Raw genomic sequence first — 18,378 nt, 5'->3', positions numbered from 1 at the left:
TGTCAAAGTATTAATTACAATAGCTATCTTAATGTGTTATTGCATTTATATACACAAAACATTGTTAGCTAGCGCATTATTATTCCCATAGTAAATATGGTAGTAACGACGTCAGAGGAAAAAATGAAGTATATTTTTGAGCAAGTGAATGTTTTTTCAGCCAGTAAACTGGATGGTAACCCATTAGCCGTTGTTGTTGGGGCGGATAACCTAACAGATGCACAAATGAATAAATTCGCAAAATGGACCAATTTAAGCGAAACCGTTTTTCTATTGCAGCCAACAAAACCCGAAGCAGATTATCGTGTGAGAATTTTTACGGTAGAAGGTGAGTTACCGTTTGCAGGGCACCCGACTTTAGGGAGTTGTTTTGTGTGGCAGCAAACCTATGGGCAGCAGCAGAAAACATCGATAGTTCAAGAATGCAAAGCAGGGTTAATCGCAATTAAAATGGTGGATGGCCGGTTGGCATTTAAGGCACCACCACTTATCCGTAGTGGTGAAATTGCTCAAAATGAAAAAATAAAGGTATTTAAAGGGTTGGGGATCACCGAAGATGATGTTGTTGACAGTAATTGGGTAGATAACGGCCCAGGTTGGATGGGGATTCAGCTTAAGTCAGTGGACACACTCTTAAATATTAAGCCTGATTATTTTCAACTGAAGGGCTATGATATCGGCTTGTGTGCGATTTACCCTGAAGGTAAAGATAAACAGCTCGAAGTCAGAGTTTTTTGTGGTACCAGTTCAGTAGAAGACCCCGTGACAGGAAGCTTTAACGCGGGTGCGGCACAATGGTTAATCCCTCAAGGAAAACTCCCAAAACAGTATACTGTTGGCCAAGGGCAGTGTGTTTATGGCGAAGGGCGAGTGTATGTGAGTGCAGATGATGACGGAATTTGGATTGCTGGTGATGTAATTAACTGCATCAGTGGGACGATTGAACTCTAATTATTTGGTTATCATAAGGTTGCCATTCATTAGCAACCTTATGATATTCATTAGACTAAACGCGGATAAAACGGGTAACAAATGCAATAAATACTAATAATACAGAAATCATTAAAAGGGCAGTCGCTAGTGTTAATTGGAATGCGACAAAGCCAATTACTGCAGGTCCCGCTAAGATCCCTAAGTAACCCAATGTCGAAATCGCAGGTACAGCCAAGGCTTCTGGCATCGTGTTTTGTTTACCCGCTGCAGAAAACATCACAGGAACGATATTCGATGAACCAGCTCCCACTAAAGCAAAACCAATAATTGCAAGGGTTAAATAAGGGGAAATAACTGCGATTACGAAACCAAGGCAAGCTAGGAGTGCACCTAGAAAGACTACACGAGCTGAACCGACCCGCATCACTATTTTGTCACCCAGTAACCGGCCAATCGTCATTGTTGTAGCAAAAGCAGCAAAACCCAAACCACCTAAGGTCTCTTTAAGACCATGGTGTTCGATTAAAAATACGCCCCCCCAATCTAGCACAGCCCCTTCGGCAAGGAACACAGCAAAACAGACGATACCAATCACCAATACAATCCCTTTAGGGATAGCAATAAGCGGGCCTGTTGGGGCATTCGCATACGTAATTAAGCCGTTATAACAGATGGCTAATAAAACTAACGCAATAACAGAAACAAAAATAGACGCTAAAGTCGCGGATACCCCTAAGAGCAGAACTAAGCTCATAGTACCCGCACCCGCAATCCCCCCGACACTGTAGAATCCATGAAAGCCCGACATAATAGGCTTATCTGAGGACTTTTCCACAATGACGGCTTGCACATTCATCGCACAATCGGTCAAGCCAATAAAAATACCGAATAATAATAAGCCTGCCACCAGAAAAATGATGCTAGAAAGTGACGATAAAACAGGAAAAAGCAAACAAAAACCAATAGTTGCGATAACCATCAAGCGGCGACAACCATATTTGGCGGCTAATGCCCCTGTCACTGGCATGGCAACAAGTGCACCACCACCAAAGCAAAGTAGTAACATGCCAAGTGTTGCATCATTTGCTCCTGTATTGACTTTGACATAGGGGACGATAGCCGCCCATGCTGCGGTAACAAAACCAGCGATAAAAAAGATAATGCGCGTGGAAATTTGCTCCCTTTTCGCAGATGCTAAGTGAACAGTGGTATTAACATGTTGAGTAGATTGCATTTTTTATAATACTTTTTTAAATGATAAATTAACTACCTGAATTTAGGATAGTCAGAACGCGCTCATGAAGGATTGGGCAACCCGTTGCGACGACAGCCCCGCCAGATTCTGCACGTTTTCCCTCAAGTGTGGTAACGACTCCACCCGCACGCTCTATAATAGGGATTAATGGAACAATATCATAAGGTTCCAGTGCGAATTCAACACAAATATCAATTCTTCCTGCTGCAAGCATTGCCATCCCATAGCACTCTCCACCATAGCGGGTCATTAAAACACGTTCATCGAGCGCCTTAAAGTGAATATCAGGTCGAGATAATATTGGTTCTGGGGACGTCGTATGTAATATAGCCTGTTCTAATTTAACGTTTTTTCGAGTAGCTAAACGAGAATGTCCATGCGGGCTACTCGTCCAACTGCCATGCCTATCTGCCCAAAAGCGTTCCCCAATATAAGGTTGGCTCATCATGCCCATCACGGCTTTTCCCTGTTCAGTCAGGCCGATTAAGTTAGCCCAAAGTGGAATACCACATAAAAAAGGGCGAGTACCGTCTATCGGGTCGAGTACCCATTGAATGTCACCATCCCCTGAAATTCCATACTCTTCACCCATGATAGAGTGATTTGGATAGGTTTTAGTGATGTGTTCGCGCATGGCTTTCTCAGCCAGCTTGTCTGCTTGCGTGACAGGGTCAAAACGATAATTAGCCTTTGTCTTGTTTTCAACCACACTGAGCTCACTAGTGCGGTAATAATCGAGAGAGATTTTCCCCGCAATATTTGCGAGTTCATGTAAAAAGAAGCTGTCAGGTAGCGGTAAGTTGTTCATATCTTCTTCCTTATTACGTTGTAAAGAGGGATTGACATAATTTTGTGCTCGATTATGATCACTTTAAAATAATTAAGAGGTACTATATGCTCGATTATGCAGCTTTTCCAGAGCAAAGACAAAATAAAATTCGCCAATTGTTACGTGAGCAAGGGCGAGTAATTTGTACTATCCTTGCCCGTAATATGCAGGTTTCTGAACATACAATTCGTAGGGATTTAAATGAATTAGCTCAAGAGGGCGTTTGTCGTCGAGTACATGGCGGAGCGGTGAGTATGCTTGATGAATTAGGCTCGTTCGAGCAAAGAATCGAGCAAAATCAAGCGGAGAAAATTAAAATTGCACAGGCATGTAGCTTGTTAATTAAACAAGGGGCGTGTGTATTTATTGATACAGGCTCAACGAATCTAGAAATTGCACGCAATTTACCCGCGCATATTGCGTTTACCGTGGTGACAAACTCCCCCGCCATTGCAATTGAATCAATGAAAAGGCCGCTTTGCGAAGTGATTTTAATTGGTGGGAAATTAAATCGTGAAATTGGTGCCAGCATTGATACATCGGCAGTTAACCAAATTGCTCATATTCATTTTGACCAATGTTTTATTGGTGGCTGCGCTTTAGATCCACAGATGGGGGTGACTATTTTTGACTATGAGGAAGCTGAGTTAAAAAAAACACTCATTGAACGTAGTAACCAAGTCATTATGGGGGTTACTGCAGATAAGTTACCAGGTGTTGCCCGCTACACAATTGCAAACTGCGATCAAATATCTATTTTGGTAATGGATAAGAATTTGAACTCAAATATCGTTGAATTATTTGCAGAGACTTCACTAAAAATAGTGATGACAGATTAACAAGTGGAGCATGATAAGAACCAACCTAATAACCTTATTTTATATAATGGCGAATAAAAATAACTCATGGTTTCCCTATGACAATTAAACTGACTGTACTTTTAACTTCTTTTTGTTCATTTAGTGTACTTGCTGCACCTAGCTCATATCAAAAACAAACCTTACTCAATGATGGTAAAGAAATTCATTATTACGTTATTCAAAAAGGTGATAACAAATCGCAAGATTTGCTAGTTTTATTGCAGGGTTCAGATTGCAAAAGCGTGGTAAATAACCCCAATATGGTTAAAAACTTTGGTGCAGTTTTTCCCAGAAACGATATTTTATTAGTTGAGAAAACAGGGTTGAATAGTTTAGTCGGCGCAGACGGTGAAGAAGCGTCAGAAGAAGATTGCCCTGTAGAATATATGTCTCAAGATTCTCCTATTGAGCGAGCGGATAATTATGTGGCGGTATTAAAACAACTCAAAAAAGATTATCAACATATTATCTTATTAGGGGGTAGTGAAGGGGCGTTAGTCACGCATTTAATTGCAGCTAAAGGCGACTTTATTTCAGCATCCATTGCGCTAAATGTGGGTGGGCAATATTTTATCGATGATGTGCTTTATAGCATTAAAAATAATACGCCAAAGGAAGATGTCGCTAATTCATTAGAGGGCTTTAATCAATTTGCGCAGGCGGCAAAGCATAAACAATTAAATGATGACCAGTTTGTCAGTGGTCATGGGCCACGCTGGTGGTATGAAATGCTGACGATTGATAACTTGAAATTAGTGCAGGCAATTAAAACGCCGCATTTGGTTATTCAAACTATGGCAGACACGAATGTCGATGCTTACAGCACAGAAAGAATGATGAGCCAAACGAATAACCCATCAGTTAATTTTAAAAAATATGAAAAACTCGATCACTTCTTTAAGGATAATAAAGGGCAATTGCACACAGAGATGATTGTGAAAGATATTCAAAATTGGTACAGCAATGCTGGATTAAAATAGATAACGAAATATAAGGTTTGTATCTGTGGATATACTGGGTTTTATAGTGACGTTGCTTCCAATCATTGTTTCCCCAGGGGCAAGCTTTGCAATTGCGCTGAATAGTACATTAACTCAAGGAATGAAAGGGCTACTTGTTCCAATCATTGGGACTGGGTTAGGGATATTGACTCATGGCTTATTAGTTGGTATTGGTCTATCAAAAATTCTAGCCTCTTATCCATGGGCAATGCGTTCAATCGGTATTTTAGGAACATTATATTTAGTTTATTTGTCTATCACATTAATTAACACAGGTTTAAAAGTAGGTAAAAGTGCAGCAAATAATGTGATAAGGACAGTTACGGTTAAAGATGCGTATTTAGTCAATCTACTTAATCCCAAGGCAATTGTTTTATATTTAGTGGTGGTATCAAACTTTGTTGGCACAGACCCTTCTCTAATCAGTTTTCTGGTTTTATCTAGTATTCATGTATTGATGATGGCGGCTTGGTTGGCGGTATCATGTGGAAGCCTTATTATCTTTTCCTCATCAATTCAAATTAATACACTGAGAAAATATATTAATATTGGTGGTATATTGCTGTTACTGATTACACTCACGCCGTATTTATTTTAAATAGCATGTACCTTTATGGCTCAGGTACACGCTAAATATTTATTCCGCAATAAAACTTAAGTAGCTAAAAATAGGCTCAAAACCCAGTTTTTTGTAGATTGAAAGCCCGTCTGATGATGCCTCTAATACGCACTGTTCAAGACCTTGCTGGTTGCAAACTGCTAATGCGTGTTTGATAAGTATTGTCGCAAATCCTTTTCCCTGAAATTGAATATCAGTGCCAATATCATCCAACCGTGCAGTTTTATCATTTACTGTTAAAGTTAAGGTAGATACAGGTTGCTCACCAGAAAATAAGACAAAATGCATCATATTGGTTTGTTTGTCTAATGCCCTTTGGTGGTAACGAATATATTCATTAATGACGATGTCGTCCTCTTCCTCATCATCGGAATCTGCAGGAAATGCGGTAATCAACGGCTGTGCCCAATCACTCAACCGTTCATTACATTGCTCAATTCGGTAGCCAGTCTCAATTGATGGTGGCTCCTTAAATAAAGACAGTGCGGACTTTGGTAAAATCATTGCTGTAGACTCGCCATCTGCAATGAAACCTCGCTTCTCAATTTCTTGCTCAAATTGGGTCAGTTCGTCTTGATGAACAACTAATATATAAGGTTTAGATTGTTGCTTAAATGTATTTTCTGCCTTTTCAAATTCGCTAAGATTAGTACCTTGATGCAGGTATATAAAATTGAAAATAGGTAAATTGAGTTCAGAAAAATAGCTAATAGTATTTTCACTAATCTTTAAAGTGTCGGAACAAATAGCAGACCAAAAATGTTCTTCTTGTTGGTAAAATAAGGTTTCGTTATTATTCATTATTGATATCCAGTTTGTTTTTAATTATGTTCAGACATAATTGTATAGAAAGCCTTGCTCCAACAGTAGAGTAAAGGCAAGCCACAGCACGAAAACAACCATTTGGTTGCATTTTGGCGATGTTATAAGAAAATGTGTTTTCAATAGGTCTTTTAATAAAATTTAGGGAAAAATTATGAATGATGCACCAGATACAATTACGTTTTTTGAGCGATTACTGCCATTGGTGGTATCTGGAAAAAAGGTAATCACAATCCGTGATAAAAGTGAAAGCCATTACGTACCAAACACAACCGTTAAGGTATATGCGCTTGAGACAGGGAAATATTATACCGAAATTGAAATACTCTCTGTTGAGCCTATTTTCTACGATGATATTTCTGAGTACCATGCAGAACAAGAAGCAATGACATTAGATACATTGAAAAAGCTCATTAAAGAAATTTATCCGACAGAGCAATCTTTATATGTGATTACCTATCGGTTATTAAATTAACCATACGTTTTTTTAGCAATTTGAATAAAAGCCTTTGTCGCGGGTGACAGTTGGCTTTTATCATTAACAGCAAAGGCGATATTGCGTTTAACTGGCGGGTCTAGTGGTTTTACAACAATATTTTGAATGTAATCTGGAATTGCAAGCTGTGCAACAATTGAAACAGCATCACCACGAGCAACTAAAGCAAATGTACTAAGTAATTGTCGCGTTTTAAATTGGATTCTTGGTGTCAGCTTTTGTGCATGAAATAAATCTAACACGAGTTTCCCAGACCCTGCCTGCGTTAAATTAAAAGGGTATTTGCACAATTCTTTCAATGAAATACTTGGTAGGTTTGTCAATGGATGATTTTGAGGGAGAATTGCCACCATTTGGTCGTCTTTTACTTTAAAAGTATCAAACCGTTCATCAGGTAACACAACTACACCGATATCAATACGCTTTTCTTGTAACCATTGAGCGACAGTTTCGTCATCACCTTCATCAACCACAATATTAATCAGCGGGTATTTTTGGCGAAATTGGGCTAAAAGTGGTGGCAATAAGTTTAATGATGACCCGGGACCAAAAGAACCAATCCGTAAAACACCTGCTTGTAAACCATTGGATGCAAGAGCTTCTTGTTTTATAGCTTCTTGGATATTTAGCATATGGTGAGAATGCAATAACAGTGTTTTACCTATTTCAGTTAATGTTGTTTGATTTTGCTCACGAGTGAATAGCATAACATTGAGATCTTTCTCTAAGGATTTTATCGCGTGAGAAACGGCGGACTGGGAAATATTTAGTTTCATTGCCGCTAAAGTAAAACTTCTTAATTCAGCTACGATGGTAAAGATTTCAAGTTGCGTTAATGTCATGAGTAAACACTCATTAGTTTATGATGTTAGATTAGGGTTAGCTTATCAGTGGGAAAGAAATTAACAAGATTTATCTTTATCGCTGAGAGAACAAAATGCAAAACACAGTAACGATAGCAAAAAAGCGCTCACTAAATATTATTGTCATTCAAATGGTGTTTGTTTCAGTTATTTGGGGAGGTACATTTATTGCAGGTAGAGTTATCCAACCTGAGATCTCCCCTTTATTGTCTGCAACATTACGTTTTCTTTTTGCTAGCCTTTCATTAATTTTAGTTTTGTTTATTGGCCGTATTGGTTGGAAACGCATTTCAGTGAAGCAATTTTGCCAAATTATAGTGTTGGGGGCGAGTGGGGTATTTATTTATCAAATTTTATTTTTCTATGGGTTACAAATTATTCCTGCGTCACGAGCCGCTTTATTAGTCGCAATTAACCCTGCAATGATTGCATTAATTTCATTTATTCTATGGAAAGAGAAAATTTCAATTAAAAAAGGCATTGGAATCAGTTTTTGCGTAATAGGTGCAATTATCTTATTGTCTGATAAAACACCAGACTCAGATGGGGTTGTGGTCAGTAGCGGTGATTTAGCTATTTTAGGTTGTGTGATTAGCTGGGGGATATATACCGTCGCAGGTAAAAACGTTATCCAAGAAATAGGGGCATTACATACTGTGACTTATGCGGTTTTGTTTGGCACTATCTTATTAGTCCTTACATCTGTTTATACACAAGAAATGAATTTTGGGGCGCTGTCTTTGTTATCTGTGGGCGACTTAATCAGTTTAAGTTATTTAGGTGTCTTAGGGTCGGCTATTGCTTATGTATGGTATTACCAAGGTGTTGCACAGCTAGGGGCTGCGGGAGCAGGATCATTCATTGCGCTTAATCCGTTAAGTGCTGTTATTATTGGTACGCTTTTTCTTAATGAAAAAATGAGTTCAATGATTATCATTGGTGGGGTATTCATCATACTGGGGATAATGATAACGAATAAGAAACAGTAAAAACTGAGTTGCTCGCCAGTATGTGTAGAGCAACTGATTTTATATTCTAAACTAAAGAGTTTTGTACATAATGTACTCAAGGGTTTGTTGGGATTTACTTTTAAATAAAATTTCCTTGAAGATTTGCAGCCCATTCGATTGGTATAACTGGATTGCCCGAGAATTACTGGCAAGCACATCTAACCAGAGTGCGTTAGAGCCTTTATTTATGGCTATATTTTCAATCAGTTTGAAGGTTAATTTCCCATAACCTTTTCCTGTCGCTGAGGGTAAAAAATAGAGTTTATTTAATAACGTTCCAACGACTTGAGTATCGGGTATTTTTTCTTGATGTGTGAGCTTCACTAACCCTATAGGAAACTCGGATTCAATAACATACCACTCTATGTTTGTCTGGCTAATATCATGGATGATTTTATCAGCACTGTATTCCCGATTTAAGTATTCAAATAACTCATCTTTATTATTCCAGAGCACCGCAAAATGGTGCATATAGCTTTGCATACCAATTTCATGGAGGGTTAATGTATCTTGTTCACTGGCTAATTTGAGTGTGATAGGCATTGGTGTCATTGCGCTGTCTCTATGTCTACTAGGTGGATTGATATCCATTAATAAAAATGAGCTTATCAGAGGATTTTTGATACAAAGAATATAATGAAAATATTAGGTAAAAGAAAAGGGCAAAAATGCCCTTGGGGATAAACTGGAGCGATTAAATTGTTTGGCTAATATCTGCATAAGCAAACAAGGCTTGTGCACCGCCAGTATGAACAAACAACACAGGTGTTTTTTCGGCTGAGTTTTCTAAATAGTCAATTAAACCCGCCATAGCTTTTCCAGTATATACAGGGTCCAGTAATATGCCTTCTTGCTGAGCAAGAAGTGCAATCGCTGCAAGACCTTGCTGGTTAGGCATCCCGTACATGGGAGCAAAAAAGCTATCCCATAAAATGACGTCAGGCACTTGATTCAAGGCTAATAGCTGGGCTAATTCATTCTGTAGCTTTTCAACTTTAGGGGCTTGGTCTTGCTGCTTTCTTGAGACTGTCACTCCAATGACTTGGCTTCGAGGTAACAATTCTTTTAATCCAATAGCAAGACCTGCATGTGTGCCAGCACTACCTGAGGCAACGATGACTTTATCAAACTCAATGTTTTCTGGTTTCTGCCCAGCAATTTCTACTGCACATTGAATATAACCTAATGCGCCTAAAGCATTAGAGCCACCAACAGGCACAATATAGGCATCACGAAGTGACTGTGATGTAATGAGTTCTTCCATTTGGGCTTGTGGATCAGTTAATTCATCGCACATAACACAGCGCGCACCAAATAAATCCGTCAATAACTTATTACCATTATGCAGGAAATTTGTGTCATTGCTTTGAATTGGATTTTCTAATAAGGCCACACATTCCAAACCATACATAGCAGCAACTGCCGCGGTTTGTCTAACGTGGTTTGATTGAATTGCACCCGCAGTAACAATAATCTTTGCATTTTTTGCTAGTGCATCTGCCATAAGAAATTCAAGCTTACGTAATTTATTCCCACCCATAGCGAGAGGGGTCATGTCATCACGCTTAATATAAATTTCACGGCCAAACCTTTTCGACAAGTTATCAAGACGATGAAGTGGTGTTGAGGTTTTTAATAAATCAACTTTTTCAAATTGGCGTAGTGTTTGTTGAATTGACATCTAAATTTCCGTGTAATTAGTGGGTAAAACCAAGATAAAGGTAAATAGCAAGCACGACACTGGCCGTCACTAATGCATAAGGCATTTGTGTGCGAATATGTTCAATATGCTCACAGTCTGTTGCCATCGAAGCCACAATAGCATCTGCAGAAATAGGCGACGTCATATCACCAAATATTGAGCCTGAAATCGCAGCGCCAATCATATACTCTACAGGCATTCCTACTGATAAGCCTAATTGCACACCAATTGGGATCATAATTGCAAATGTTCCCCACGATGTACCTGTTGCTAACGACATAATTGCGCTAATAATAAAAATAAAGCCAATGGAAAAACCAGGTGCCATTACCCCTTGGGTAACTTCAGCAATATAAGCACCGGTATTGAGTTCAGCAGAAACATCGCCCATTAAGAATGCCAAAATCATAATAGAGCTTATTTTTAGCATGTTGGCATAACCAATAAATAACTCTTTAAAAAAACTATCGATATTTAATAGACGACGACCAATGAACCAACAAAATGACACAGTAGTACCAAACATTACTCCCCAGTAAACAGAGGTTGAGCCACTACCTTTACTGAAATCGCCATCACCAGTGATATAAAGAGCGATAGGCACCATTAATACAGTGGATAAAATAGGAATAAAGAAATTTAGCGAAGAGTGAGCATTTGGATGATTGATAATCTCTTCTTCATTGTCTTGAACATTAGATGTTGAAATATTTCCAGCAATAAACGCATGTTGATACTTGTCTTCCGCTTTTTTCATCGGTCCCCATGAAAAATTCGTGAAGACATAGATTAAAATCGTACCGAGGGATAACCAAGCCATCAGGTTATAACCAATAGAGGTAATTAAAATATCAAAAGGCTCACCTGTAATTAACCCTTGTGAAATTTGTACGCCAATTAATCCCATGATAACGGCTCCCCAGCCATTAATAATGGCGGAAGAACAAACCGAAACGCATGCAGTTTGAATTAGATAAGACATTTTTTCTGGTGCGACGCCATATTGACGTGCCAAATTTTTGGTAGAAGCACCTGCAACTAATTGGTTAATGGAGCTTTCAATAAATATGAGGGAGGTAATCACAATAGCCAGTAATTGTGTTGCTGTACGGTTTTTGATTAACCGAGTTTTATTTGTCAATAATTGAACGAGGGCTCTAACACCCCCAGTAACAACAACCAACCGCATAATTCCACCAATCATCACCATAAAAACAATAGTGCGAGTATTTCCTGCGGATGAAAAGGTGTTAATAATACCATCAACGGTGCCTTTAACACCTAAAAGAACGTTGTGATCATTAATAACCGTAAAACCTACAAGTATTCCTAACATTAGGGAAAGCATTACTTGGCGGGTGAGTATTGCCAATATAATTGTCACAATAGGGGTGATTACTGTCCAAATACCATAGTCGTGCATGTGTTTACCTGTTAATCCTATATAAAAATTTAAATTTTTGACTTTATAATTATCGAAAAATCATAGCATTAATTGGTAAAGGGTAGAATATGTTTGTGCGTTTAGAAATGTGTTGTGACAATAAAAAAGAATAAGGCATTCAGTAAGATGGCCTTATTCTCTTAAACATTACAGTAATGAAAGCCATTCTTGTTTTGTAAGTCGGCTTATTTCTTCAGTTTTTGTTTCGCCAATTAACTTAATAAATTGAGGTGCCAAGGTTTTGTAATATTTAAAACCACATTTTTCTTGTGCAATTTTTGATTGATCATTGCCTTGAAAATAGCCACACCATAGATTATCTAATTTTAGGTCTATGAATCCATGGCGAATAATTTCTTTAATAGATTCAGGTATCAATCCTTTACCCCAAAATGGTACGCCGATCCAATAGCTGACTTCAGCATCATTATCCCCTATAGGGAAATTACTTTCATGGCTTAAAGATAATCCGATTAGGCCAATTGCGCGCTTGTCTTCTTTTAAAGTAACGGCATAAACTTCATCGCGCATGAAAATCTCTTTAATAATCATACGACTTTCTTCAACGCTTTGATGTGCAGGCCAACCAGCAACTGGGCCTATTCTTTCGTCTTTTGCATAAAAATATAGATCTTCAGCATCCGTTTCTTGCCATGGACGTAAAATCAGTCGTTCTGTATAAAGTACCATCTGTTTTCCTCTTAATGATGGAAGTAATTAATGCGTGTATTTTAGGTATTAATGAGTAATATTTAAGAGGTAAAGTTGCCCATTTTAGGTACTTATGACAACCATTGTGGACTGAGGCACTGTTTGCTAAGAGGGACAAACGTGATGTTAAGCATACAAACATGTTTGATTAATATTCCAGAAGCGCTCCGCATTGGCGTGACCAATATGGATAAAATGCAGAAAAAACAATTATCTTCATCATACGTAACAGTTTGCATTTGTTTGCAAGGCTGCGCGATTTTTAATATTAATTTTAGACAGTACCGAGTACAAAAAAATGACCTGATTGTTTTATATGATGATACCTTTGCCATGCTACAAGCAAAATCACGATGTTTTAACCTTGAATATTTGTTAATTGATAAAAAACTTGCCACCTCTATTGCTTATTCGCTGCCTCAACAGTTATTTGCATTTTTTAATGACTATCCTATTATTCAAATCCCTATAGAAAAGCATGAGTTGTTTGATTATTGGAAAAAAATCATGTTTTCAATAGCGATTGAACGTGGAGAATATTGGCAATTACAATTGAAAAACCATTTGCAAAATTTGTTTTTGGAAATCAGTAATGGTGCTAAAACGATTTTAGTTAAACCTGAAAAACGAAATAGACAAGAGCAACTTTGTTGGCGTTTTTGGGGCTTAATCACACGGCATTGTAAACAGCATAAAGAGGTTAAATTTTATGCTGAAAGATTATCGATAACCCCATTTTATTTATCAAAAATTAGCCAAAGCTTTTTTAATGATCCACCAAAGGCGTTGATAGATAGACAAGTTATTTTAGAAATAAAAGCATTACTCGAGATTGGTAAATTATCAATAAAGGAAATAGCAGATGAAGTTAATTTCGAAGATACCTCGTATTTATGTCGTTACTTTAAACGGCATACAGGAATAACGCTGACAGAATTTAAAAAAGGAGTAAGGTTTAAAACGGGGAAAAGCTAGAGAGGCTCTATTTTGGTTGAATATTTCTTTATAAAATCAATAAAACACCGTAGGCGAGGTGATACCGCTTGGTTTCGGTAATAAACGGCATTAATGGGTTGGCGAATAACTACGGTTTCTTTTTCTAAAACTTGCACCAATTGACCACTGGCAAATGCGTCCATGGTTACAAAATCGGCAGAGCATAAAATTCCAGCGCCTTGCATTGCGAGGTGGAATAAGACTTCACCACTTGTCCCTGCAATATTGGGTTTAATTTTAAGTAAATCTTCATTTGCATTTTTTACGGGCCAAATATTCAGTGAGTCGGGTTGAGTAAAGCCCAGTAAACAGTGTTTTTTTAATTCGTTGCTATTTTGTGGCACACCATACTTTGCTAAATAAGCAGGGCTGGCTACTAATCGCTTTTGACTAAAACCTAATAAGGTGGCATTGAGTGATGAGTCTTTTAGTACGCCAATGCGAAAAGCCACATCAATTCGATTTTCTAATAAATTAGTGACACCTTCATAATTATGAATTTCAAGTTCAACTTGTGGGTAACGCTCATGGAATAACGGGATCAGCGGGGCAATTACATGTGTCAAAAAAGGGGTTGAGGCATCAATACGTAGCTTACCGGAAGGGATGGCTTGGCGGACAGATAGCATTTCTTCTGCCTCGTGAGCGAGATCAATAATCTCTCGCGCTTTTTGCAAAAATGCGGTGCCTTCATCACTGAGCTTGATCGAACGTGTTGTTCGGTAAAGTAACGTTGTATCCATTTTTTCTTCAAGCCTAAGTAATGCCCGGCTTACCGTTGAAATGGTCATGTTTAATTGTTCGGCAGCTGAAGTAATAGAACCAGAGTCAACGACACTGATAAAAGCTTGAAGTTCTTCAAAGGTTATTTTCATTATTGCATTTCCAGCAAAAGTTATTTTCACCTTAGCGTCTTTTTCATTGGCTTTCAATATGGAAAAATTCAGCCCATTAATAAATGTTAATAATTTATTTCAATAAGGCTGAAAAAATGAGAATTAACACTGCACTGTTGGCACTAGCAGTAGGCGCTTTTGCTATTGGAGCAACTGAATTTTCCCCAATGGGAATGTTACCTTATATTGCTGATAATATTCAGGTTGATATTCCATCCGTTGGGTCAATAGTTGTTATTTATGCCCTTGGTGTGATGATAGGTGCTCCAATCATGACATTATTACTGGTGAAGAGAAAACCGAAAGTGGCATTGGTATTCTTAATGTCTATTTTTACGGTAGGAAATTTACTTTCAGCAATGTCTCCCGATTTGGTGACCTTATCAATTTCACGTTTTATTACTAGCTTAAACCATGGTGCATTTTTTGGGTTAGGGGCCATTGTGGCCGCGAGTGTTGTTCCACCGAGTAAGCAAGCTAGTGCAATTGCAGCCATGTTTATGGGATTAACTATTGCCAATATTGGTGGTGTTCCGCTCATGACCAAATTAACCCAAGTCGTGGGATGGCGGGAGGCATTTTATTTAATCGCCGCACTTGGATTATTAACCATTGCGAGTTTAATTTGGGCTTTACCCAACAACCTTCAAGGGCGAGACGTTAACGTTAAAAACGAATTACGTATTTTACGACGACCACAAGTGATGTTAGGCATGTTATCGACAGTATTAGGAGCAAGTGCAATGTTTACCCTATATACCTATATTACTCCGATGCTGATGGATTTCATCGATGCTTCCGATCAAATGATTACCATCATGTTAGTGATTATCGGTGCGGGTTTCACAATGGGTAACTATTTAGGTGGTTTATTTGCAGATAAATCATTATTCGGCACGCTGATCATCTTTTTCTTAATGTTAGCGTTAAGTATGGCAATATTCCCATTCATAGCGACTAATGCTGTTGGTGCAGGGTTAGGTTTATTGTTCTGGAGTATTTTTAGTTTTGGTATTGTCCCACCAATACAAATTTTAGTGATGAATGCAGCTACAGGTGCACAGGCGTTAGCTTCCTCCGTTAATATTGGTGCATTTAACTTAGGTAATGCGATTGGTGCAGCGATTGGTGGGGCGGTATTATCCTATGGCTATAGTTATTCAATGATTAGTTTTATGGGTACTTTCGTTGCTGTTTTAGGTATTGTTGTCATTCTTGTTATTTTTCGCAAAAAATCTGATACGAAAGTTGAGACTGAGATTGTTTGTGGCTAATCGAAAAGCAATAAACGGAAAGTCGAAATATAAGGTCTTTCTTTAATGTAGAAGAAAATCTTCAACAAATAAGAAAGGCCAAACATGAATTCAGATAAAATTTTTAGCAAAGTTGCCTATTCAAATTTATTTGCTCAAATGTCAGAGCAAATTGCTTTAGCGGTAACACCTCTTGTTGCTGTACTGATACTAAACGCCTCTGCCAGTGACACAGCTTGGCTACAAATGTTGCAGACATTGCCTTTTCTTATTGTGTCACCATTTATTGGTATTGTTGCCGATCGACATAGTGCTCGCAACCTAATGATATGCTCTGAAGCGATACGTATTGCCGTTTTAGGAATGATTTTTGCGTTATTATTTTCAAAGCTGCTTTCATTCGCATTATTAATTTTGTTTGGATTTATTGGCGCTGTTGGTACGGTAATCTACAGTGTTGCTACTTCAGCCTATATTCCAGCCGTGATCCCTAAAGACCACCTAATTAATGCGAATCGATGGATTGAACTTGCTCGAAGTTTATCTTATACGGCGGGACCTGCGCTAGGTGGTGTACTGGTTGGTTATATTGGTGCGTCATCTGCCTACAGTTTCGCCATTATTTTATCGGTGATTGCTTTAATTTTAATTTTTCAATTGCCCAAAGAGCACAAGAAAACGCTAGTTTCAACATCACTATTAAAACAATTAAAAGAAGGTGCTGACTATATTTTCCATAATCCGTATTTAAAGCCTATTTTATTGACGGCATTATTTTTTAATACAGCCTGGTTTATTATTCAGGGAGTTTTTACGGCATATGCAGTGACAGTATTACAACTTTCAGCACAGCAAATTGGTATTGCGATTTCAGTTTACGGAATAGGAATGATTGTTGGCGCACTTGGTCTACGCCACTTATCTTTGCAGTTTAGCTATGGGACTTTGGTAATATTTGGGCCTGTTTGTGGTTTATTCGGTGCGACAACCTTGCTATTTACTGTCTGGAATTCATCATTTTACTTAGTTTGCTTTGCTTATTTTTTATTTGGTGCTGGACCAATTATTTGGACGATATCCACAGTTTCATTACGCCAGTCGGTGACCCCCAATTTGCTGATTGGGCGCGTTTCTGCATTGATGTTAACGACTTCATTTGGTGCTAGGCCATTGGGGTCAGCCATAGCCGCAATTATTGCTACATTATCGGGTGTAGAATATTGTTTATGGGCAGCTGTTTTTTTCTTTGCTATCCAATTAGGGATTATTAGTCAGTCACCTGTTCGGGCATTAAAAGCCATGCCTGCAATAAGCAGCTGATGTCATAATTAAAAAGCAAGCTGCGGAGATTCTTTATGTTGCTTATCCGTCATAATGACGTTATTAAATTAGGAAAGGACATTATCATGACGATTAAAAACATATGGAAAACACCAGAACAGCGCTGGCAAGCAGTTGTTGAAAGAAATAAAACAGCGGATGGCCATTTTGTTTATGGTGTAAAAACGTCACTTATTTACAACCATCCATCTGCGGCTGGGCGCTTGCCTAAACGAGAAAATATTGAATTTTTTGATAATGAAGCCCAAGCGATTGCACAAGGTTATCGCCAAGGAAAACGACATCGTACAGAGGCAACGCAATTAACACAATTTTATAAACAGAAAATAGAAAAAGCTTGCCGTTATATTGAGCAAAATAGCCAGTCGTTAACGCTGGCCGAATTGGCAGATTATGTCGGGATCAGTCGTTACCATTTTCATCGATTATTTAAATCACAAACGGGGTTAACGCCAAAAGCTTATGCGGACGCTTTTCGGCATAAAAAATTGCAGGCTCAACTGCAAGAACAAGAGCGTATTACTGATGCAATTTATGATGCAGGGTATCAATCAAATAGCCGTTTTTATGAAACATCAACACAGCGATTAGGCATGACGCCACGAGCTTGGAAATCAGGTGGAAATGGTAGCAAAATTTATTTTGCACTTGCTTTATGTTCATTAGGAACAGTATTGGTTGCACAAAGTCTGATCGGCGTATGTGCAATTTTACTTGGGGACGATCCTGAAAAGTTACTTAATGATTTACAAGATAAATTTCCAAATGCTGAATTAATCGGTGGTGATATCAACTTCGAACAAGTTATTGCTGACGTTGTTGGTTTTATTGAAGCACCAGAGATTGGTTTTAATTTGCCGCTTGATATTCAAGGAACTGTATTCCAACAGCGTGTATGGCAAGCCTTGCGTGATATTCCTGTTGGAAAAACGGTTAGCTACAGTGATATAGCAAAAAAAATAGGGAACCCTAAAGCGGTTAGAGCAGTCGCGAGTGCATGTGGGGCAAATATGCTAGCGGTGGCTATTCCTTGCCACCGAGTGGTGAGAAATAATGGCGAACTATCAGGTTATCGCTGGGGTATCGATCGTAAACAGGCCTTATTATTAAAAGAGGCACAAGGTAGTTTAACCAAAATCAGCGAGTAACTCGATTAAAGTGCAAAGTTAATAATCGAGTTTATTAAGGAGCACCTTAATAAATTATTCATAATCGATATTAATATTTTCTTATTCTCTCATTTAGTTGTTCATAACAGAGATAAATATAATCTTTATTTATTAAAATGTGAGGCCCCCATTTTATATCCTTTAAAAATCAATTTGATAACAAGATTCTTTACATGGT

19 protein-coding genes are annotated in these 18,378 nt (G+C 38.2%); 10 read left to right on the top strand and 9 right to left on the bottom strand.

Going from position 1 to position 18,378, the window contains the following annotated elements; genetic code table 11:
* Positions 1-123: 123 nt before the first annotated feature.
* Positions 124-951, top strand: a complete 828-nt coding sequence (locus AABS66_RS00525) for a PhzF family phenazine biosynthesis protein (protein WP_206084328.1) — start codon at positions 124-126, stop codon at positions 949-951.
* A 55-nt stretch (positions 952-1,006) separates the two neighbouring features.
* Here AABS66_RS00525 and AABS66_RS00520 read toward each other — a convergent pair whose 3' ends face one another.
* Together AABS66_RS00520 and hisN are read right to left on the bottom strand one after the other, a co-directional pair.
* Positions 1,007-2,167, bottom strand: a complete 1,161-nt coding sequence (locus tag AABS66_RS00520; RefSeq protein ID WP_206084330.1) for an MFS transporter — start codon at positions 2,165-2,167, stop codon at positions 1,007-1,009.
* Positions 2,168-2,195: 28 nt separating this feature from the next.
* A complete protein-coding gene (gene hisN / locus AABS66_RS00515) occupies positions 2,196-2,996 on the bottom strand; it encodes a histidinol-phosphatase (protein ID WP_272680942.1) in 801 nt (266 codons plus the stop codon).
* Positions 2,997-3,082: 86 nt separating this feature from the next.
* On the opposite strand from hisN, the gene AABS66_RS00510 reads away from it, so the two are divergent.
* The 3 genes from AABS66_RS00510 (at position 3,083) to AABS66_RS00500 (ending at position 5,476) form a co-directional block, all read left to right on the top strand.
* Positions 3,083-3,856, top strand: coding sequence for a DeoR/GlpR family DNA-binding transcription regulator (locus tag AABS66_RS00510; RefSeq protein WP_206084334.1), 774 nt, complete (start codon positions 3,083-3,085; stop codon positions 3,854-3,856).
* 77 nt (positions 3,857-3,933) lie between these two features.
* Positions 3,934-4,857, top strand: a complete 924-nt coding sequence (locus tag AABS66_RS00505; RefSeq protein WP_206084336.1) for an alpha/beta hydrolase family protein — start codon at positions 3,934-3,936, stop codon at positions 4,855-4,857.
* Positions 4,858-4,882: 25 nt separating this feature from the next.
* Positions 4,883-5,476, top strand: coding sequence for a LysE family translocator (locus tag AABS66_RS00500; RefSeq protein ID WP_430224430.1), 594 nt, complete (start codon positions 4,883-4,885; stop codon positions 5,474-5,476).
* A gap of 39 nt (positions 5,477-5,515) precedes the next feature.
* On the opposite strand, the gene AABS66_RS00495 is transcribed toward AABS66_RS00500, so the two are convergent.
* Entirely contained in the window at positions 5,516-6,298 is a 783-nt protein-coding gene (locus AABS66_RS00495; protein ID WP_272573618.1) for a GNAT family N-acetyltransferase, read from the bottom strand.
* A 175-nt stretch (positions 6,299-6,473) separates the two neighbouring features.
* On the opposite strand from AABS66_RS00495, the gene yqfB reads away from it, so the two are divergent.
* A complete protein-coding gene (yqfB, locus tag AABS66_RS00490; RefSeq protein ID WP_206084342.1) occupies positions 6,474-6,794 on the top strand; it encodes a N(4)-acetylcytidine aminohydrolase in 321 nt (106 codons plus the stop codon).
* Here the strand turns inward: yqfB and AABS66_RS00485 are convergent.
* Positions 6,791-7,657 carry a LysR family transcriptional regulator gene (locus tag AABS66_RS00485; RefSeq protein ID WP_272538436.1) on the bottom strand — a complete coding sequence of 289 codons (867 nt, stop codon included), beginning with the start codon at positions 7,655-7,657 and terminating at the stop codon, positions 6,791-6,793. The two genes, yqfB and AABS66_RS00485, sit on opposite strands and share 4 nt — an antisense overlap.
* A gap of 95 nt (positions 7,658-7,752) precedes the next feature.
* On the opposite strand from AABS66_RS00485, the gene AABS66_RS00480 reads away from it, so the two are divergent.
* Entirely contained in the window at positions 7,753-8,667 is a 915-nt protein-coding gene (locus tag AABS66_RS00480; RefSeq protein WP_206084346.1) for a DMT family transporter, read from the top strand.
* Positions 8,668-8,718: 51 nt separating this feature from the next.
* Here the strand turns inward: AABS66_RS00480 and AABS66_RS00475 are convergent, their stop codons facing one another.
* From AABS66_RS00475 to AABS66_RS00460, 4 genes are all read right to left on the bottom strand, one after another.
* Positions 8,719-9,240 (bottom strand): GNAT family N-acetyltransferase, encoded by a 522-nt coding sequence (locus AABS66_RS00475; protein ID WP_430224429.1) that lies wholly within the window; start codon positions 9,238-9,240, stop codon positions 8,719-8,721.
* 142 nt (positions 9,241-9,382) lie between these two features.
* Entirely contained in the window at positions 9,383-10,369 is a 987-nt protein-coding gene (locus AABS66_RS00470; protein ID WP_206084348.1) for a D-cysteine desulfhydrase, read from the bottom strand.
* 16 nt (positions 10,370-10,385) lie between these two features.
* The gene (locus AABS66_RS00465) at positions 10,386-11,813 is read right to left on the bottom strand and encodes a Na+/H+ antiporter NhaC family protein (protein WP_430224428.1); all 1,428 of its coding nucleotides are present in this window, start codon (positions 11,811-11,813) and stop codon (positions 10,386-10,388) included.
* Between the two features lie 168 nt (positions 11,814-11,981).
* A complete protein-coding gene (locus AABS66_RS00460; protein ID WP_272538433.1) occupies positions 11,982-12,524 on the bottom strand; it encodes a GNAT family N-acetyltransferase in 543 nt (180 codons plus the stop codon).
* A gap of 144 nt (positions 12,525-12,668) precedes the next feature.
* On the opposite strand from AABS66_RS00460, the gene AABS66_RS00455 reads away from it, so the two are divergent.
* Positions 12,669-13,520, top strand: a complete 852-nt coding sequence (locus AABS66_RS00455; protein ID WP_206084359.1) for a helix-turn-helix domain-containing protein — start codon at positions 12,669-12,671, stop codon at positions 13,518-13,520.
* Here the strand turns inward: AABS66_RS00455 and AABS66_RS00450 are convergent.
* Positions 13,517-14,416, bottom strand: coding sequence for a LysR substrate-binding domain-containing protein (locus AABS66_RS00450; RefSeq protein WP_430224427.1), 900 nt, complete (start codon positions 14,414-14,416; stop codon positions 13,517-13,519). The genes AABS66_RS00455 and AABS66_RS00450 overlap by 4 nt on opposite strands.
* Positions 14,417-14,532: 116 nt before the next feature.
* Between AABS66_RS00450 and AABS66_RS00445 the strand changes: the two genes are divergently transcribed.
* The 3 genes from AABS66_RS00445 to ada all read left to right on the top strand — a co-directional run bounded on the left by AABS66_RS00445 (position 14,533) and on the right by ada (position 18,179).
* Entirely contained in the window at positions 14,533-15,711 is a 1,179-nt protein-coding gene (locus AABS66_RS00445; protein WP_206084363.1) for an MFS transporter, read from the top strand.
* A gap of 84 nt (positions 15,712-15,795) precedes the next feature.
* Complete coding sequence (locus AABS66_RS00440) at positions 15,796-17,010, top strand: MFS transporter (RefSeq protein ID WP_272538431.1); 1,215 nt, start codon at positions 15,796-15,798, stop codon at positions 17,008-17,010.
* 86 nt (positions 17,011-17,096) lie between these two features.
* The gene (gene ada / locus AABS66_RS00435) at positions 17,097-18,179 is read left to right on the top strand and encodes a bifunctional DNA-binding transcriptional regulator/O6-methylguanine-DNA methyltransferase Ada (RefSeq protein ID WP_272573612.1); all 1,083 of its coding nucleotides are present in this window, start codon (positions 17,097-17,099) and stop codon (positions 18,177-18,179) included.
* Positions 18,180-18,378: the final 199 nt, after the last annotated feature.

Origin of the sequence: Providencia sp. SP181, assembly GCF_050446505.1 — a bacterium.
Classification (GTDB): Bacteria; Pseudomonadota; Gammaproteobacteria; order Enterobacterales; family Enterobacteriaceae; genus Providencia; species Providencia vermicola.
This window is presented reverse-complemented; position numbering and strand designations above follow the sequence as displayed.

What these genes read in the sequence shown, in the direction of transcription:
- AABS66_RS00525 (WP_206084328.1), top strand. Translation starts at nt 124, where the DNA reads ATGAAGTATATTTTTGAGCAAGTGAATGTTTTTTCAGCCAGTAAACTG.
- AABS66_RS00520 (WP_206084330.1), bottom strand. Translation starts at nt 2,167, where the DNA reads ATGCAATCTACTCAACATGTTAATACCACTGTTCACTTAGCATCTGCG.
- hisN (WP_272680942.1), bottom strand. Translation starts at nt 2,996, where the DNA reads ATGAACAACTTACCGCTACCTGACAGCTTCTTTTTACATGAACTCGCA.
- AABS66_RS00510 (WP_206084334.1), top strand. Translation starts at nt 3,083, where the DNA reads ATGCTCGATTATGCAGCTTTTCCAGAGCAAAGACAAAATAAAATTCGC.
- AABS66_RS00505 (WP_206084336.1), top strand. Translation starts at nt 3,934, where the DNA reads ATGACAATTAAACTGACTGTACTTTTAACTTCTTTTTGTTCATTTAGT.
- AABS66_RS00495 (WP_272573618.1), bottom strand. Translation starts at nt 6,298, where the DNA reads ATGAATAATAACGAAACCTTATTTTACCAACAAGAAGAACATTTTTGG.
- yqfB (WP_206084342.1), top strand. Translation starts at nt 6,474, where the DNA reads ATGAATGATGCACCAGATACAATTACGTTTTTTGAGCGATTACTGCCA.
- AABS66_RS00485 (WP_272538436.1), bottom strand. Translation starts at nt 7,657, where the DNA reads ATGACATTAACGCAACTTGAAATCTTTACCATCGTAGCTGAATTAAGA.
- AABS66_RS00480 (WP_206084346.1), top strand. Translation starts at nt 7,753, where the DNA reads ATGCAAAACACAGTAACGATAGCAAAAAAGCGCTCACTAAATATTATT.
- AABS66_RS00475 (WP_430224429.1), bottom strand. Translation starts at nt 9,240, where the DNA reads ATGACACCAATGCCTATCACACTCAAATTAGCCAGTGAACAAGATACA.
- AABS66_RS00470 (WP_206084348.1), bottom strand. Translation starts at nt 10,369, where the DNA reads ATGTCAATTCAACAAACACTACGCCAATTTGAAAAAGTTGATTTATTA.
- AABS66_RS00465 (WP_430224428.1), bottom strand. Translation starts at nt 11,813, where the DNA reads ATGCACGACTATGGTATTTGGACAGTAATCACCCCTATTGTGACAATT.
- AABS66_RS00460 (WP_272538433.1), bottom strand. Translation starts at nt 12,524, where the DNA reads ATGGTACTTTATACAGAACGACTGATTTTACGTCCATGGCAAGAAACG.
- AABS66_RS00455 (WP_206084359.1), top strand. Translation starts at nt 12,669, where the DNA reads ATGTTAAGCATACAAACATGTTTGATTAATATTCCAGAAGCGCTCCGC.
- AABS66_RS00450 (WP_430224427.1), bottom strand. Translation starts at nt 14,416, where the DNA reads ATGAAAATAACCTTTGAAGAACTTCAAGCTTTTATCAGTGTCGTTGAC.
- AABS66_RS00445 (WP_206084363.1), top strand. Translation starts at nt 14,533, where the DNA reads ATGAGAATTAACACTGCACTGTTGGCACTAGCAGTAGGCGCTTTTGCT.
- AABS66_RS00440 (WP_272538431.1), top strand. Translation starts at nt 15,796, where the DNA reads ATGAATTCAGATAAAATTTTTAGCAAAGTTGCCTATTCAAATTTATTT.
- ada (WP_272573612.1), top strand. Translation starts at nt 17,097, where the DNA reads ATGACGATTAAAAACATATGGAAAACACCAGAACAGCGCTGGCAAGCA.